Origin of the sequence: Serratia sp. PAMC26656 (assembly GCF_016469055.2) — a bacterium.
In the GTDB taxonomy this organism is placed as follows: Bacteria; Pseudomonadota; Gammaproteobacteria; order Enterobacterales; family Enterobacteriaceae; genus Serratia; species Serratia plymuthica.
In genome coordinates this window covers 3,726,559-3,742,386 of the sequence record NZ_CP150486.1, presented here as the reverse complement: position 1 = coordinate 3,742,386, position 15,828 = coordinate 3,726,559, and the positions used below count along the sequence as shown (strand labels likewise).

Genomic DNA, 15,828 nt, shown 5'->3' with positions numbered 1-15,828 from the left:
TTGTCGCCATGACGAAACGGCGGCGATTGTGCGGCAGTTTTTTCATTAACGCCGCTTAATCAGCAGGAAAATTATGAAAGAATACGTATTAGCGACGCCGACAGCGTCGCAAAAGAAACAGGGATTGGGCGTGGCGGCGGTGATCATCGCCCTTTTCCTGGCGGCGGTCGACAGCACCATTGTCAGCACGGTGCTGCCTGCCATCAGCAAGGAACTGGGGCATCCTGCGCTCTATCCGTGGGTGATGTCGGCCTTTTTGTTGCCGGTGGCGCTGGTCGCGCCGTTGGCTGGCGCCTGCAGCGACAAACTGGGGGTGTCGACCACGTTTAAGGTGTGTCTGTTGGTGTTTCTGGGCGCCTCCGTTCTGGCGGCTGTCAGCGCCAGCATGCCGGCGCTGATTGTGGCGCGGGCGCTGCAGGGCGCCGGGGCCGGAGGCATTATTGTGCTCTCTTATTCGCTGCTGGCGATGCTGTTTGACGCGGAAAAGCGCGGCAAAATGCAAGGTATGTTGAGCGGGGTTTGGGGGCTTTCGGCGATTTTGGGGCCGCTGCTTGGCAGCGTGCTGGCCAATACGCTCGGTTGGCGCACCATTTTTTGGTTCAATATTCCCGTGGGGCTGTTGGCGCTGTCGCTGTTGTTCGTTACGCCGGCGGTCGGTAAAGGGGCTGGCGGCAAGGCTCGCCTCGATTTACTGGCGCAGCTGTTGCTGATTGTGCTGGCGTGCAGCCTGTTACTGCTGATAAGCCAGCCCGAAGTGATTAAAGGTGCGGTGCGTGGTCTGTGGGCGGTGATGCTGGTGGCGTTGTTGCTGTTGGTATTGCGCGTGCGTCAGCGGCCGGAAAGCAGTCCCATTCCATTACAATTCTTCCAGCGTGGCTCTCTGCTTTCCGTTATTATTTTGGTGCTGCTTTCAAGCGCCGGGCTGTATTCGTCGGTGACGTTGATGCCGCTGGCGCTCAGCCAGCAGATGGGTTCGGTGGTGTCCAGCGGCCTGTTAATCATGCTGACCGCTCTTGGCTGGGTCGTGGGTGCGGCGGTTTGCGGTAACAAACTGGCAACCCTCGGTTATCTGCGCATGGCGCTCTTGGGTATGTTGATGCTGTCTGGCGGGGCGTTCCTGATGGTGCCTGCGGTAGGGCATCATCATATGCCGTTGATGGCTTTTGCCCTGGCATTAATCGGCCTGGGGATGGGGTTTACGGCGACCACGACGCTGGTTTTTGCGCAGAACGCGGCGCCGGCCGATCGGCTGGGTTCCTGGACGGCAACCGTGCAGTTCTTGCGTAATCTGGGGGCAGTGTTGGGGGTGAATACGCTGGCGACGGTGCAACTCCATCTTGCCGGCGCCTACGCGTTCCAGGTGTGTTTTATTATTCTCGGGGTCAGCATGCTGGTGGGGCTGGTCTTTTCGTTGCTGTTGCCCCGAGCCTATTCGGCCAGATAAGTACTGTGTGGAATGAATGGAAGCAACAACATCGGATTATAATGCGCTGATCGTTGAACGCGTCCTGAACCGGGTGCCTGAGGAGGAAAATGTTCCCCACAGCCACCCGCTGGGGCAGTTCGTCTTGATCAAACACGGGGTGTTATACGGGCATACTCCCGATCAGCATTGGCTGATGAAGCCGGGCATGGCGGTGTGGATACCGCCAAATACCCTGCATTGGGGGCAGGCTTACAACCGTGTTGATCTGACTGTCCTGTATATCGCGCCTGAGCTTTGCCGTTCCTTTACCTCTCACATCAGACTGATTGACTCTTCCTTTCTGATCTCGGCACTGTGCGAACGGCTGGCAGATGTCAAAATGCCGCTTGCGGAAACGCGCCGCAATAGCATGTTGCAGATGCTGTTTGAAGAAATCGAAGAGAAGCCCGACAGCCATTTCACCCTGCCTTTACCGCAAGACAGTCGCTTGAAAAAGGTCACCGACAGCCTGATTGATAACCCGGCCCGGCATCACAGCCTGGCCGAATGGGGTAAACAGGTGGGGGCCACGGAGCGCACGCTGGCCCGTTTGTTCCGCAAAGAAACCGGGTTACGCTACACCGAGTGGCACAATCGCCTGCTGCTGGCCGTCGCCTGGCAGGGGTTGGCCGCCGGGGCATCGAATGACCGGCTTTCCGTGATGCTGGGGTTTTCTTCCGGGGATTCGTTTGGCCACTGGTTTCGCCGGGTGGCGGGCACTTGCCCAGGTAAAATTCGCAAATATCTCCAGGATTATCGGTTGAATGATCCGGAGTGACAGTGTCGCTTTTATTGTCCGTTTTATTCGATAGTCTGTGTTTTTTGAACATTCTTGCCAGCGTTTTTCTCCCGTAACATAGCGCTCATTGCTGAAATAAAGAGAGGAATTGGCATTGAGCTATGACGTTATCAAAATAGTGCACGCCCTGGCCGCCGTGGCGGCAACCGGCCCGTTGCTTTTCGCCCCTTGGTTGTCTGCGCGGCTGGCGCGTTGTCAGGCGGAGAATAAAACGCTGTTGTTGAGCGGGTTGGCTGCCAGCGATCGGTTTTACAATATCGCCGGTTGGGCGTTGATGCTGAGTGGGATCGCCCTGTTTTGGCTGCAGGATTGGCACCGGGTGTTCCAACTCTGGTTCATCCTCAGCGTGGTGATTTTCATTGTTGATTCTGCGGCGGAAAAGCGCTGGCGCGATCCGACCAACGAGGTGCTGGCCCAATTACAGCCCGGTGAGCCAGGTTGGGCAGAAAACGCCGTTCGGCTGCATAAGGCGGTGATTGCCCAGATGATCTGCACCTCACTGATTCTGGTGATTATGTTGTTGCACAGCCAACTGCAAATCAATGTGCTGAACCTGGCGCCATGGGTGCATGGGTTGGGTTAGAGCATCGCGAATATTTTAGCCCCGGCTTGGGCGGTCACGCCCAATAGGCGGCTACCGTGGTGATCTCCAGGCCTTTTGCCGTCGGCAAAATACCGGCGTGATCGAACATGTGCAGGAACGTCTAAACCCCACCTGCTTTAATCCGGTGGGTGGGGTTTACGCTCCCCGTATTTGTCATTAGATAAGCGGATAGAGCGAGCGGTTCATGGCCACGATATCTTCATGAGTCGGGTTGGCCCCCAGTTTTCCGAACAGTTCAGGTAGCCGATCGCGCTTTTGCGCCGCTTCACCCTTTACGGCTGCGGCCAAACCTTTCTTCATTTTTTCCACACCGTAATCGCAGCAGTAGGCCGGTGTTGACGGTTGCTGCCGCCAGGACGTTTCAAGATAACCCGCATCGACCGGATCGAACCCGGTGTCGTTCACCAACGTCATAACAATCTGTTTTAACGTGACGTCATCGCCCGCGACGGCAACCGCCAAACGCGATGGTGAGCCTTTTGACGTTCCGAGCTCCGCAAGCGAATAGGCAAGAATATTGTTGAATGCCTTGATCACCGGGTGCCCAAGTTGTTGCGATACCCATAGGCTTTCAGTCATGCCGTTATCGATTTCCGGAATGCGGGGATCGCGCAAGCCGGGATAATAGTTGCTGGTATCAATCAGCGGCACCGTATCGGGTACCTCATCAAAGAGATCCTTTGGCAGCGATGCCAGTGCAGGCAGCGGGATCGACACAATGATCGCATCCGCTCCCTTCACCGCACCATAGACATCCGCCGCAGTGACCTCGATTTCATCGGCAAAGTTCTGGACGCCCTGAATGCCTTTGGAGTTCGCTACGCGTACGTGATGGCCCGCAGCTTTAAGCTTGCGGGCCAGCGTACCGCCGATATTGCCCGTACCGATGATGCCAATTTCCATGTTTTTTGCCTCTCTAGAATTAGGGGATTGAGCGTGTGGCCACTTTATGGTGTACATGTTAATCTTGCAAGAACACACCAAAAAGTAAGTAACACCCAAAAAAGTAAGTATGAAGAAAGAACGCGTCTGGAACTGTGAGGATCCCCAACGTCGGCTGGCCTGGGCAGCGGTGACCACCGAGGCCCTGCGGGTGCTGGAAGGCAAGTGGAAAATCATCATCATCTGCCAACTGTTTGCGGCCAAAGGCCCGCTACGTTTTTCTGACCTGGAGCGATTGGTGGAAGGCGTCAATCAAAAGATGCTGATTCAGCAGCTTAGGCAGTTGGAAACCGATGGCATCGTCACACGGACGGTGTATCCGCAAGTGCCGCCCAGGGTTGAATATGTTCTGAGCGCTACGGGTATTGCGCTGGGGCCTGCGATGGAAGCGCTCATCGACTGGGCTGAGGAGAAGCAGCGGATCATGGATGAAGGATCACAGGCAATGTGATGTGATTGTGAAGTCTACAGAGGAATTCGTTGCCCTCAACCCTAACAAGGATGCGTCGCTTTATTGGGGCGGCGTGGTTTTTTGCACGACCGATAAAACCGTTTCTGACGCAGCACGCCAGGGATTAAGCGCCTGCATTTGGGTAAGCACTTCCAGCCCCTGTAGGGTTAAGCGCTCAGAAGAGGCCATATCATTACCCAGATCGCCCAAGGCGATAGAGGCATTATGGCCCGCATACTCCGCGCAATCTTTCAACCCGCCGAGTACCAGACGACGGGCAACCTCCGCTGCCATGCCTTTCTCGGCAAGCCAGCATTGCAAGCCCTCGGCGAAGAAGTAGAACCACCCGTTCATGCAAAGGCTTACCGTCGCCAAATCAAAGTCCGATTCGTTGGGGAGCACGGTCAGTTGGCCTAATCGGGAAAACAGGTCCTGGATCTTTTCGTCAGCGGCTGTCAGGATCACGCTCGATTTGTTGATTTCAGCGGCGAAAGTCAGCATCAATCTGACGCAGTCAGCGTGCCTGAACAGATCTCGCAGGCCCTGAGAGCCCATCCCCGGAACCAGAGAAACCAGCGTTTGCGAGCTGCGCAGTTGCACCTGGTTTGCGATTTCATTGAGAGCATGTCGGCTCACGCCGGTAATAATAACGTCAACCTCGTCGACGACATCCTGGTAATTATCCAGAGTCCAGCAGGGTAGCTCTCTCTCCAGCCTGCGCGCCCGTTCATTGTTGCCAGAGACAAGAAATATCTGTGCCTCAGGAACGGCGAGAAACATTCCCCTGACCAGTTTTTCGGTCAGTTCGTCAACGTCCAGAATCCCCATCCTTTTCATTAACAACGCTCCGGTGATCAGTCTCTGTTCTGTAGCCGCATTTACGGTGCGGAGAAGTCACGACAGTGCAATTACCGCACTTGTTGCGGACGAGGATTCTTAGCATTCATTGCGTCATTGCACCGGCTTGCGGAGGCTGCCAACCGCCCCCGAGCGCCCTGAACGTAGCGACCGCCGCGCGCGCCGATTCCGTTTGGGCCTGTGCCCTGGCGTCGGAGGCCTGCAGCAAGGCTTCATCGTTGTGCAGGACGTCAATCAGGCTGGCTGTCCCTTGCCGGTAGGCAACGAAAGACGATTGCCTGGCGCTGGCCAGGGCCGTTTCACCCCCGGTCAGTATTGCTGCTTGTGTTTCACGATTGATCAGTGCGGAGAAGGCGTTTTCGACGTCTTCGGTGGCGCGTAACACCGACAGACGGTAAGCTGCGAGCGCTTCGGCCTCCTGGCCTTTCGCCTGATCGATCTGCGCGTTGATACGACCGAAATCGAAGAGCCGCCAACGCAGCCCCAATACGCCTGCCGATTGGCTGGCGCCGCTGGAGAACAGGTTACCGCTTGCCACCGCCGTTGTGCTGCCGAGTAATGCGCTGAGTGAAAACTTCGGATAGTACTCGCTGACGGCCACCCCGATGCGCGCACTGGACGCGGCAAGATGGCGTTCGGCCACGATAATGTCGGGGCGGCGGCGCAGCAGATCGGCGGGGGTGCCCGTGGAGGTGATCTGCGGAGCCTGCGGAATGGCGCCCGGCGTAGTCAACTGAGCGCGATGAGTGCCGGGCGGGGTGCCGAGCATGACGTCCAGCGCGTTCATGGCGGCGTCGAGCCCGGTCTGGAGAACCGGCACCGTTGCCTGAACCTGCGCAAGGGATCCTTCGGTCTGGCGGACGTGGTACTCAGCGGCCAGCCCCTTGCTGTGAAGGAGTTGCACTTTGTCCAGTAGCTCTTGTTGCGTACTGACTTGCTTGTTTGCGATAGCCAACCGGGTTTGCAAGCCGCGCAGGGTGATATAGATATCGGCGGTTTGGGCCGCGACGGCAAGGCGGGTTGCGGCAACACCCGCCTCGGAGGCCTGATAATCAGCCCGCGCGGCCTCGCGACCGCGTCGCAGTCCCCCGAAAACATCAATCTCCCAGCTTGCGTTCAGATCGGTTTCATAGCTATTGCCATAGCGATTATAATCCGGGGTTGAGCTGAGCACTTGGCCAAGCGGAGTCTCGACCGACTGATAGGCGCGAGTGGCCTGTCCGCTGATATTACCCGCCGGCAGCAACGCCGCTGTCGCCGCGCCAAGTCCGGCGCGGGCCTGCGCCATCCGGGCGCTTGCCTGAGCCAGATCGAGATTTTGCGCGAGTGCGCTTGAAACGAGGTCACTCAATAAGGGATCGTCAAAGCCTTCCCACCAGACCGCAAAACTGGCTGGCCGGGCGGCGTTTCTCTGTTGGACGGCGGATTGGGCCTGATAACGATCCGAGAGTGGAGCGTCCGGGCGCTGGTAATCCGGTCCAACCGCGCAACCCGCCAGTAAGACGGCGCTCACAACCAGAGCAAGAGTACGGAGGGGAAACATGGGGATTCCTTGAGTCGAAGCAGAATGGTGACTACATTACCAAATGGTCACTTGTTGTCAATCAGTGCTCATCGAGCTAAGCTAGAAAAATGACTAAACACATGAATGCACTTTCCCCGCGAGGGCCATTGGATCACAGCGTTCGCGATCAGATCGTGGAAGCCGCCACAGAGCACTTCGGGCACTTTGGGTATGAGAAAACCACCGTGTCCGACTTGGCCAAGGCGATTGGTTTTTCCAAGGCCTACATCTATAAATTTTTCGATTCCAAACAGGCAATTGGTGAGGTGATCTGCGTCAATCGGCTGGCCATGATCATGGAGATTGTCAATTCGGCGCTCGCAGATGCGCCGACGGCATCGGAAAAATTAAGGCGTCTTTTCAAAGCGTTGACGGAAGCAGGCAGCGACCTGTTTTTTCACGATCGCAAGCTTTACGACATCGCTGCCGTCGCCGCCCGCGAACGCTGGCCTTCGGTGGTGGCGTATGAAGAACGTTTGTGCCAGGTGATCCAGCACATCCTGCTCGAGGGCAGGCAGTCGGGGGAGTTCGAGCGCAAAACGCCGCTGGATGAAGCGACACTGGCGATCTCCCTGGTGCTGCGGCCCTACATCTGCCCTGTCCAACTGCAAAATAACCTGGAGAATGCGCCGGTGGCGGCGGTACTTCTGTCGGCATTGATACTGCGCAGCATGGCGCCTTAAAATTTGTGACCATTGACATTATTGGTCACTGGTTGGAGAATGCGGTTACCGTCCTGTTCATTAATTAAGGGAACCCATGCTCCGGCTAAAATCCGCCCCCTTTGCTGTTTGCCTGTTATCTTTCGCCCTGGTGGCGTGCGGCGACGCTGCCAGCGTCGACGATCCGCGTAGCCAACCTCCTCTGGTGAGGGCGGCTACCGTGAAGAGCGCCGTCGATGCCTCCCGCGCCTTCACCGGCGTCGTCGTCGCCCGCGTTCAAAGCGATCTCGGTTTTCGGGTGCAGGGTAAAATACTTGAACGTCTGGTCGATACCGGCCAAAGCGTCAAACGCGGTCAGCCGCTGATGCGTCTGGATCCCGTCGATCTTGGCCTGCAGGCGCAAGCCCAACAGCAGGCGGTCGCCGCCGCACGGGCGCGCGCCAGACAGGCTACCGATGACGAAGCGCGTTATCGCGGTCTGGTTGCCTCAGGGGCCATCTCGGCTTCGGCTTACGATCAGATAAAGGCCACTGCCGATACGGCCAAAGCGGAGCTCAGCGCGGCGCAGGCACAGGCCGACGTGGCGCGTAATGCGACGGGCTATGCCGTCTTGCTGGCCGACGCAGACGGCGTGGTGGTGGACACCCTGGCCGAGCCGGGGCAGGTCGTCAGTGCAGGGCAACCGGTGGTACGGTTGGCGCGGGCGGGGCAGCGAGAAGCCATCGTACATTTGCCTGAAACGTTGCGCCCGGCTATCGGGAGCGAGGCCCTGACGACGTTATACGGCAAGGATACGGCGGCGGTTCCCGCAAAATTGCGCCTGCTCTCCGATGCGGCCGATCCTCTGACGCGCACCTTTGAGGCAAGGTATGTGCTGGAGGGGGCGCTGGCGAGCGCACCGCTGGGTGCCACCGTTACCCTCGCCATCGCTGAAGGCAAGTTAACCGGGCAGGTGCTGCAGGTGCCTATCGCCGCTCTCTATGATCCGGGCAAAGGACCGGGCGTGTGGGGCATTTCCGGCCAGCCTGCCAAAGTGTCGTGGCGGCCGGTTCAGGTACTTGGCCTGGGCGACGATGCGGCCAGGGTGACCGGCGGCCTCAAGCCCGGTGAACGGGTGGTGGCTTTGGGCGCGCATTTGCTGCACGAAGGCGAAGCCGTCCGTCTTGGTAATCAGAGCGATGCCAGCGTCGCCGGGAGCCGGCCATGAGCGAAGGGCGGTTCAACCTTTCGGCGCTCGCCGTTCGCGAGCGCTCAATCACTTTGTTCCTTATCATCCTGATTACCGTGGCCGGCATTCTTTCGTTCTTCGAGCTGGGGCGTGCGGAAGATCCGCCGTTTACGGTCAAGCAGATGACGATCATTTCTGCCTGGCCGGGCGCCACCGCGCAGGAAATGCAGGATCAGGTGGCCGAGCCGCTTGAAAAGCGCATGCAGGAGCTCAAATGGTACGACCGCAGCGAGACCTACACGCGGCCCGGCCTGGCTTTTACCATGATGTCGCTGCAGGACAGCACGCCGCCTTCACAGGTGCAGGAAGAATTCTATCAGGCGCGCAAAAAACTCGGCGACGAGGCCAAGAATCTGCCGGCGGGCGTGATCGGCCCGATGGTCAACGATGAATTCTCGGACGTGACCTTTGCGCTCTTTGCATTGAAAGCCAAAGGGGAACCGCAGCGCCTGCTGGTGCGCGATGCCGAATCGTTGCGCCAGCGTTTATTGCATGTCCCAGGGGTAAAGAAGGTCAATATCGTCGGGGAGCAGGCTGAGCGTATCTTCGTCTCTTTCTCGCATGACCGGCTGGCCACGCTGGGTATCTCCCCGCAGGACATTTTCTCCGCGCTCAACAACCAGAACGTGCTTACGCCGGCCGGTTCGATTGAAACCCATGGGCCGCAGGTCTTTTTGCGCCTGGACGGTGCCTTCGACAAGCTGGAGAAGATCCGCGATACGCCGATTGTGGTTCAGGGAAGGACGTTAAAACTCTCGGACGTGGCGAAGGTCGAACGTGGCTACGAAGATCCTGCGACCTTCCTGGTGCGCAATCAGGGTGAGCCGGCGCTGTTGCTGGGCATCGTGATGCGTGAGGGCTGGAACGGCCTGGATCTGGGCAAGGCGTTGGATGCGGAGACGGCAAAAATCAATGAAGGCATGCCGTTGGGCATGACATTGACGAAAGTCACCGATCAGTCGGTGAACATCAGCTCATCCGTCGACGAGTTCATGATCAAGTTCTTCGTCGCGTTGCTCGTGGTGATGGTGGTCTGTTTCGTCAGCATGGGCTGGCGCGTGGGCGTGGTGGTTGCGGCGGCGGTGCCCTTGACGCTGGCTATCGTTTTCGTGGTGATGGAGGCCACCGGCAAGAACTTTGACCGCATCACCCTCGGCTCGCTGATCCTGGCTCTGGGGCTGCTGGTGGATGATGCCATCATCGCCATCGAAATGATGGTGGTGAAAATGGAAGAGGGCTACGACCGTATCAAAGCCTCGGCCTATGCCTGGAGCCACACGGCGGCCCCGATGCTGGCCGGTACGCTGGTGACGGCCGTCGGCTTTATGCCCAACGGTTTCGCGCAGTCCACCGCCGGCGAGTACACCAGCAACATGTTCTGGATCGTGGGCATCGCCCTGATTGCTTCCTGGGTGGTGGCGGTGGTGTTTACGCCTTACCTGGGCGTGAAAATGCTGCCGAAAATCAAAACGGTTGAGGGTGGGCACACGGCCATCTACAACACCCGCAATTACAACCGCTTTCGTCGACTGCTGACGCGCGTCATCGCCCGGAAATGGGTCGTGGCGGGCACGGTCATTGCCGTGTTTACTCTGGCCATTCTCGGCATGGGGTTGGTGAAAAAACAGTTCTTCCCCACCTCCGACCGCCCGGAAGTGCTGGTGGAAGTACAGATGCCTTATGGCACTGCCATTGAACAGACCAGCGCCGCAACGGCCAAGATCGAGGCGTGGCTGAAAAAGCAGAAAGAGGCAACAATCGTCACGTCCTATATCGGGCAGGGGTCACCGCGTTTTTATCTGGCGATGGCGCCGGAGTTGCCCGACTCGTCATTCGCGAAGATTGTCATACTGACGGACAGCCCGGAAGCGCGTGAGGCGCTCAAGTTTCGTCTTCGCCAGGCGGTGGCCGATGGGCTGGCACCCGAAGCGCGTGTCCGGGTTACGCAACTGGTATTTGGCCCGTACTCGCCATTCCCCGTTGCCTATCGCGTGATGGGGCCGAATCCCGAGCTATTGCGCGCGATCGCCGATCAGGTCGAGAGGATCATGCAGGCCAGCCCGATGATGAGGACCGTCAACTCCGACTGGGGCCCGCCGGTGCCGACGCTGCATTTCACGCTCGATCAGGACCGCTTGCAGGCCGTGGGGTTGACCTCAACGGCGGTCGCCCAGCAACTTCAGTTCCTGCTCTCGGGTGTGCCGATCACCTCCGTGCGTGAAGATATCCGTTCGGTGCAGGTCATGGGCCGTGCCGCGGGGGATATCCGGCTTGACCCGGAAAAAATTGCCGGCTTTACGTTGGTGGGGGCTGCCGGTCAGCGCATTCCGCTGTCGCAAATAGGGGATGTCGATGTACGCATGGAAGATCCCGTTCTCCGTCGGCGCGATCGTACCCCGACCGTTACGGTGCGGGGCGACATAGCCGAAAACCTGCAACCGCCGGATGTGTCCGCGGCGATCACGAAAGCGTTGCAGCCGGTTATCGACCAACTCCCGGCCGGGTACCGCATCGAGCAGGCGGGGTCGATTGAAGAATCCGGGAAAGCCACTCAGGCGATGGCACCGCTGTTTCCTATCATGATTGCCATGACGCTGTTGATCATCATCCTGCAGGTGCGTTCGATGTCGGCGATGGTGATGGTCTTCCTCACCGCGCCACTGGGGCTGATTGGGGTGGTGCCAACGCTGCTGCTCTTCAACCAGCCGTTTGGCATCAATGCGCTTGTGGGGTTGATCGCGCTGTCGGGCATCCTGATGCGTAATACCTTGATCCTGATAGGGCAGATCCATCACAACGTGCAGGAAGGGCTGGATCCGTTCCATGCGGTGGTCGAGGCGACGATTCAGCGAGCCCGACCGGTGTTGCTCACGGCGATGGCGGCCATTCTGGCGTTTATCCCGCTCACCCACTCGGTGTTCTGGGGCACCCTGGCTTACACCCTGATTGGCGGGACCTTTGGCGGAACTATCGTGACGCTGGTGTTCCTGCCGGCGATGTATGCCATCTGGTTCAAGATACGCCCGGACAACACGCCGCCAACCGACAAGCCGGCATTGGCGTAAGTCATAACGGGGGGAGCGCGATCCCCCTATTAACCTACCGACACGTTGTGGCCGCAAAGCCCTGACGTGTCGGTAGACGTTTACCGCAAAATGAAAGGGTCCGATGATGAAGGCTGAGGGTGTTTACGCGCCGGCCACTCCTGGCGAGGGATTACCATGAGTACAGAAAACACGCCCACTGAAATGAGGGCGGCTATCCCTTCGGCCGAAGGCCCGCAACTAACAGGTAAAATCGTCGCATTACTGGCCGGTCTTTCTGCCATTAGCATACTGTCCACCAACATTATCCTTCCCGCGTTTCCGGATATCGGCGAGCAGCTTGGGGTGTCAGCGCGTGAGCTTGGCCTGACGCTCTCCAGCTTTTTCATCACCTTCGCGCTGGCTCAGTTGGTCGTCGGCCCGCTGGCTGACCGATACGGACGCAAGAAGTTGGTGTTGGGGGGACTCTCAATATTCATCGTGGGTACGGTGGTAGGCGGTCTCGCCGGTTCGCTGGAAACGCTGATCGTCGGGCGCATCATCCAGGCGCTGGGCGTATGCGCGGCAGCGGTTTTAGCCCGCGCCATTGCGCGTGACTTGTTTGAAGGCGAAACGCTGGCGCGCGCGTTGTCGCTGACCATGATCGCAGCGGCTGCCGCACCGGGCTTCTCGCCGTTGGTGGGGAGCGTGCTGACTACGGCGTTGGGCTGGCGAGCGATCTTCATACTGGTGGGCATTGCCGCCTTCGTTGTCGCCGTATTTTACGTCAACGTGCTGGGGGAAACTCATCCTGCTGAGCGTCGCGCACCGCACTCGATGCCGAGTGTGATATTTGCGTACGGCAGGCTGCTAATGGAGGGGAAATTTATACTTCCGGCATTGTCGATGAGCCTGTTGATGAGCGGATTGTTTGCCTCTTTCGGTGCCGCGCCCGCCATTTTGATGAACGGGATAGGTTTGTCGTCGCTACAGGCCGGGCTGTATTTTGCCGCCACCGTGTTCGTGGTCTTTGCCGCAGGTATGGCGGCACCGCGCCTGGCGCGTCGCTATGGCCCGCAAGTCATTACCTCGGGAGGTATTCTCACCGCATTATTGGGGGGGAGCCTGCTGCTGATTGGGCCGGAAACGCCAGGCTTGGCCTGGTATACCTTGTCCATGAGTCTGTACCTCTGGGGAATGGGGTTGGCCAATCCATTGGGAACGGCAATCACCATGGGGCCCTTCGGGAAACAGGCCGGCCTGGCATCCGCATTACTGGGTTTTCTTACGATGGGGGCGGCTGCAATCACAACCTGGCTCGGCTCGGTGCTGACGTTCCCCGCCGTCACCACGCTGGGGGGCATACAGGCAACGGCCTGTCTGATCGCACTGTTATTGTTCCTGCTGCGGGGAAAATTAGCGGCATCGTCTTCGTAAAAACCCGTCATTTTTGGCAAGCCTGCATCGACAAGGATCCTCAACGGTAATCCGGGTGCAGTGCTTCTCTCTACCCCTGCAAGCACCTTAATGGTGCGAGTGGTTTTTTTTGGGGCAAGAGATGCCCTCTTTTGTTCATTTTTTCCTCTCTGTACAGCCCATCCCCCTAAAACCGCCGGTATCACCCTGCTTTGGTAAGTTGGCATCCTGCTTGCTAGCTTGTACATACAGGTTAGTACATATCAGGTCTGCGAATAGCTGAAAGGCAGGCGACGGTTAACAACAGTCCGTAATGGGGCAGGAAACGTAATGATTTCATTTGAGAGCATCAGCAAATTTTACCCCGATGGCACGGTGGCCGTAGACAGGCTGTCGTTCAGTGCGCCGACAGGCAAAATCACCATGCTGGTCGGGCCTTCGGGCTGCGGAAAAACCACGTCACTGCGCATGATCAACCGGTTAATCGAGCCTTCTTCGGGGAGTATTTTGCTCAACGGACAACCGACGGCAGGGATGGATCTGGTCAAACTGCGCCGCAAAATTGGCTATGTGATCCAGAATGCCGGTCTGTTTCCGCATAAAACGGTGCAGGACAACATCGCCGTCACCGCGCTGCTTAACGGGGCAACGCGCACGGCGGCGCGTAAAAAGTCATTGGAACTTCTGGAACTGGTCGGGCTGTCGCTGGCGATGGCAGAACGTTATCCGTGGCAGTTGTCCGGCGGTCAGCAGCAGCGGGTCGGCGTTGCCCGCGCACTGGCTTCCGACCCTGAATTCATGCTGATGGATGAACCTTTCAGCGCCGTCGATCCGGTGGTTCGTGAACAGTTGCAGGAGGAGTTTTTACGTTTACAGCGTGAAATCGGCAAGACGATCATCATGGTTACCCATGATATTGACGAAGCGATGAAATTAGGCGATCAGGTGGCGGTTTTTCGTCCCGGAGGGCGTCTGGCGCAAATTGCCTCGCCGGTCAAATTATTGAACGAACCTGAAGATGCTTTCGTCGCCGATTTTATCGGCCGCGATCGCGGATACCGCAAGCTTTCTTTTGACATGATCCCTGAAGATATTGCGCTGGCTAAAGAGAAAGTCATTGCGCCGGGAATGTCGGTCAGCGAAGCCCGCTTAGTGGCAGGGCATGAGTCCTGGGTGCTGGTGGTGGAAAATGATTGCCCGGTCGGCTGGTATGATGTGCAGCAAAACAAAACCACGGTAGAGGCGGAAGACATTAATCTTGGCAGCACCTTTGCGCCAAAAAATGGCACGCTGCGGCAGTTAATGGATTCTGTATTAAGTTCTCCCTGTCAGCGCGGTATTGTTGTCGATGAACAACAACGCTTCATCGGCACGGCGAATATCGAACAGGTATTTTCGCTTTCTCACTCCCACGCCGAGAGGTAATGCCATGCGCTTTGACTGGTTGTTTCAGCAGCGGGAAAATATAGTGACGTTACTCGGCTGGCACGTTTATCTGTCCATCATTCCCGTCTTGATCGGGCTGGCACTGGCCATTCCGGTGGGCGGTTTACTTCACCGCTGCGGGAAGTTTAAGGACGGCATTCTTAATCTGTTGGGGCTGCTTTATACCATTCCCTCACTGGCCCTGTTTGTCTTGTTACCGGGGCTGCTCGGCACCAAAATTCTGGACGCCGTCAATGTCGTTGTGGCGTTGACGCTGTATGCCTTCGCGCTGTTGATTCGCACGGTTTGCGACGGGCTGGATTCTGTCCCACAAGACACGCATCAGGCCGCTGTGGCTATGGGGTATCGGCCGCTACAGCGATTTCTGAGTGTCGAACTGCCGCTGGCGGTGCCGGTGATCGCCGCCGGCATGCGCGTGGTGGTGGTGTCGAATGTCAGTATTGTTTCCATCTCGGCGCTGGTGGGGATGCCGCAACTGGGGGCGTTATTTACCCAGGGTTTCCAACTGCATTTTCTGACGCCGATTATCGCCGGTATTTTCCTGTGCATCGTGCTGGCGCTGCTGCTGGATAATCTGGTGCTGCGCACCGGCAATAAAATCACCGCCTGGCAACCGAAAAGGAATGCGAAATGATTAACTGGTTGCTCGACCCTGGCCATTGGCTTAATGACGACGGACTGTTGATGTTGATTTTCCAGCATCTGGTTTACAGCATCGAAGCCTTGTTTGTTGCGGTGATTATCGCGTTTCCTGTGGGGTGTTATGTCGGGCATACCGGCAAAGGCGCGACGTTATTAATCGGCAGCGCGAATGCCATGCGTGCGCTGCCTTCCTTCGGGTTGATCATCTTACTGGTCATTCTTTTCGGGCCGGTATTTGAATCCGATCTGGCCTTTATTGTGCCTTGCCTGATAGTGCTGATTATCTTGGCATTGCCGCCGATCATGATGGGCGTTTATTCCGGTATTCGGGCAATTAATCCGGCAATTATTGACGCAGCCATTGGCATGGGGTATTCGCCGTGGAAATTACTGCTGACCGTTGAGATCCCCTGTGCGCTGGCGCTGATATTATCCGGCATCCGGAGCTCGGCATTACAAATCGTTTCGACCGCCACCATTGCGGCTTATGTTTCTCTCGGCGGGTTAGGGCGTCTTATTATTGATGGCCGTGCGCAGAACGATTATCCGCAGATGGTCGCGGGGGCTTTTATGGTGGGAATGTTGGCGTTACTGGTCGATGTATTTTTCTCTTTTTTAATTCGTTTCACGGTATCACCAGGTATACGGCAGCGTGAACGCCGCCGTAAAAAAACACTGCCTTTATCGAATAGCTGAATCATCTACTCACTCATTCCGGAGTCTGATAA

General features: G+C 57.6%; 14 protein-coding genes. 11 read left to right on the top strand and 3 right to left on the bottom strand.

The annotated features are described in order from the left end of the window. Positions 1-73 precede the first annotated feature (73 nt). The 3 genes from JEM67_RS18690 to JEM67_RS18680 all read left to right on the top strand — a co-directional run bounded on the left by JEM67_RS18690 (position 74) and on the right by JEM67_RS18680 (position 2,847). The gene (locus tag JEM67_RS18690; RefSeq protein WP_199636259.1) at positions 74-1,444 is read left to right on the top strand and encodes an MFS transporter; all 1,371 of its coding nucleotides are present in this window, start codon (positions 74-76) and stop codon (positions 1,442-1,444) included. 16 nt (positions 1,445-1,460) lie between these two features. Further along, positions 1,461-2,243, top strand: coding sequence for an AraC family transcriptional regulator (locus JEM67_RS18685; RefSeq protein WP_199636260.1), 783 nt, complete (start codon positions 1,461-1,463; stop codon positions 2,241-2,243). Between the two features lie 115 nt (positions 2,244-2,358). After that, positions 2,359-2,847: a DUF2269 family protein gene (locus JEM67_RS18680; RefSeq protein ID WP_199636261.1), complete on the top strand. Its 489-nt coding sequence runs from the start codon at positions 2,359-2,361 to the stop codon at positions 2,845-2,847. 177 nt (positions 2,848-3,024) lie between these two features. Here JEM67_RS18680 and JEM67_RS18675 read toward each other — a convergent pair whose 3' ends face one another. Then, positions 3,025-3,771: an NAD(P)-binding domain-containing protein gene (locus JEM67_RS18675; RefSeq protein WP_233527703.1), complete on the bottom strand. Its 747-nt coding sequence runs from the start codon at positions 3,769-3,771 to the stop codon at positions 3,025-3,027. A 109-nt stretch (positions 3,772-3,880) separates the two neighbouring features. Between JEM67_RS18675 and JEM67_RS18670 the strand changes: the two genes are divergently transcribed. Beyond that, positions 3,881-4,261 carry a winged helix-turn-helix transcriptional regulator gene (locus JEM67_RS18670; protein ID WP_199636263.1) on the top strand — a complete coding sequence of 127 codons (381 nt, stop codon included), beginning with the start codon at positions 3,881-3,883 and terminating at the stop codon, positions 4,259-4,261. A gap of 60 nt (positions 4,262-4,321) precedes the next feature. Here JEM67_RS18670 and JEM67_RS18665 read toward each other — a convergent pair whose 3' ends face one another. Both JEM67_RS18665 and JEM67_RS18660 read right to left on the bottom strand, forming a co-directional pair. Continuing rightward, entirely contained in the window at positions 4,322-5,098 is a 777-nt protein-coding gene (locus JEM67_RS18665; protein ID WP_199636264.1) for an NAD(P)-binding domain-containing protein, read from the bottom strand. A 106-nt stretch (positions 5,099-5,204) separates the two neighbouring features. Next, a complete protein-coding gene (locus JEM67_RS18660; protein WP_199636265.1) occupies positions 5,205-6,662 on the bottom strand; it encodes an efflux transporter outer membrane subunit in 1,458 nt (485 codons plus the stop codon). A gap of 89 nt (positions 6,663-6,751) precedes the next feature. Between JEM67_RS18660 and JEM67_RS18655 the strand changes: the two genes are divergently transcribed. The 7 genes from JEM67_RS18655 (at position 6,752) to JEM67_RS18625 (ending at position 15,796) form a co-directional block, all read left to right on the top strand. After that, on the top strand, positions 6,752-7,366 hold the full coding sequence (locus tag JEM67_RS18655; RefSeq protein WP_004946948.1) for a TetR/AcrR family transcriptional regulator: 615 nt from the start codon (positions 6,752-6,754) through the stop codon (positions 7,364-7,366). Positions 7,367-7,442: 76 nt separating this feature from the next. Then, positions 7,443-8,552 (top strand): efflux RND transporter periplasmic adaptor subunit, encoded by a 1,110-nt coding sequence (locus JEM67_RS18650; RefSeq protein WP_199636266.1) that lies wholly within the window; start codon positions 7,443-7,445, stop codon positions 8,550-8,552. Further along, positions 8,549-11,638 carry an efflux RND transporter permease subunit gene (locus JEM67_RS18645; RefSeq protein ID WP_199636267.1) on the top strand — a complete coding sequence of 1,030 codons (3,090 nt, stop codon included), beginning with the start codon at positions 8,549-8,551 and terminating at the stop codon, positions 11,636-11,638. Before JEM67_RS18650 ends, JEM67_RS18645 begins: the two co-directional genes overlap by 4 nt. Positions 11,639-11,794: 156 nt before the next feature. Further along, positions 11,795-13,033 (top strand): multidrug effflux MFS transporter, encoded by a 1,239-nt coding sequence (locus JEM67_RS18640; protein WP_199636268.1) that lies wholly within the window; start codon positions 11,795-11,797, stop codon positions 13,031-13,033. Positions 13,034-13,342: 309 nt separating this feature from the next. Continuing rightward, a complete protein-coding gene (locus tag JEM67_RS18635) occupies positions 13,343-14,437 on the top strand; it encodes an ABC transporter ATP-binding protein (RefSeq protein WP_199636269.1) in 1,095 nt (364 codons plus the stop codon). A 4-nt stretch (positions 14,438-14,441) separates the two neighbouring features. Next, on the top strand, positions 14,442-15,092 hold the full coding sequence (locus JEM67_RS18630; RefSeq protein WP_013813743.1) for an ABC transporter permease: 651 nt from the start codon (positions 14,442-14,444) through the stop codon (positions 15,090-15,092). Then, the gene (locus tag JEM67_RS18625) at positions 15,089-15,796 is read left to right on the top strand and encodes an ABC transporter permease (protein ID WP_013813742.1); all 708 of its coding nucleotides are present in this window, start codon (positions 15,089-15,091) and stop codon (positions 15,794-15,796) included. Before JEM67_RS18630 ends, JEM67_RS18625 begins: the two co-directional genes overlap by 4 nt. Positions 15,797-15,828: the final 32 nt, after the last annotated feature.

Coding starts and splice junctions, on each gene's coding strand:
- JEM67_RS18690 (WP_199636259.1), top strand. CDS start 74: ATGAAAGAATACGTATTAGCGACGCCGACAGCGTCGCAAAAGAAACAG.
- JEM67_RS18685 (WP_199636260.1), top strand. CDS start 1,461: ATGGAAGCAACAACATCGGATTATAATGCGCTGATCGTTGAACGCGTC.
- JEM67_RS18675 (WP_233527703.1), bottom strand. CDS start 3,771: ATGGAAATTGGCATCATCGGTACGGGCAATATCGGCGGTACGCTGGCC.
- JEM67_RS18670 (WP_199636263.1), top strand. CDS start 3,881: ATGAAGAAAGAACGCGTCTGGAACTGTGAGGATCCCCAACGTCGGCTG.
- JEM67_RS18665 (WP_199636264.1), bottom strand. CDS start 5,098: ATGAAAAGGATGGGGATTCTGGACGTTGACGAACTGACCGAAAAACTG.
- JEM67_RS18660 (WP_199636265.1), bottom strand. CDS start 6,662: ATGTTTCCCCTCCGTACTCTTGCTCTGGTTGTGAGCGCCGTCTTACTG.
- JEM67_RS18655 (WP_004946948.1), top strand. CDS start 6,752: ATGACTAAACACATGAATGCACTTTCCCCGCGAGGGCCATTGGATCAC.
- JEM67_RS18650 (WP_199636266.1), top strand. CDS start 7,443: ATGCTCCGGCTAAAATCCGCCCCCTTTGCTGTTTGCCTGTTATCTTTC.
- JEM67_RS18645 (WP_199636267.1), top strand. CDS start 8,549: ATGAGCGAAGGGCGGTTCAACCTTTCGGCGCTCGCCGTTCGCGAGCGC.
- JEM67_RS18640 (WP_199636268.1), top strand. CDS start 11,795: ATGAGTACAGAAAACACGCCCACTGAAATGAGGGCGGCTATCCCTTCG.
- JEM67_RS18635 (WP_199636269.1), top strand. CDS start 13,343: ATGATTTCATTTGAGAGCATCAGCAAATTTTACCCCGATGGCACGGTG.
- JEM67_RS18630 (WP_013813743.1), top strand. CDS start 14,442: ATGCGCTTTGACTGGTTGTTTCAGCAGCGGGAAAATATAGTGACGTTA.
- JEM67_RS18625 (WP_013813742.1), top strand. CDS start 15,089: ATGATTAACTGGTTGCTCGACCCTGGCCATTGGCTTAATGACGACGGA.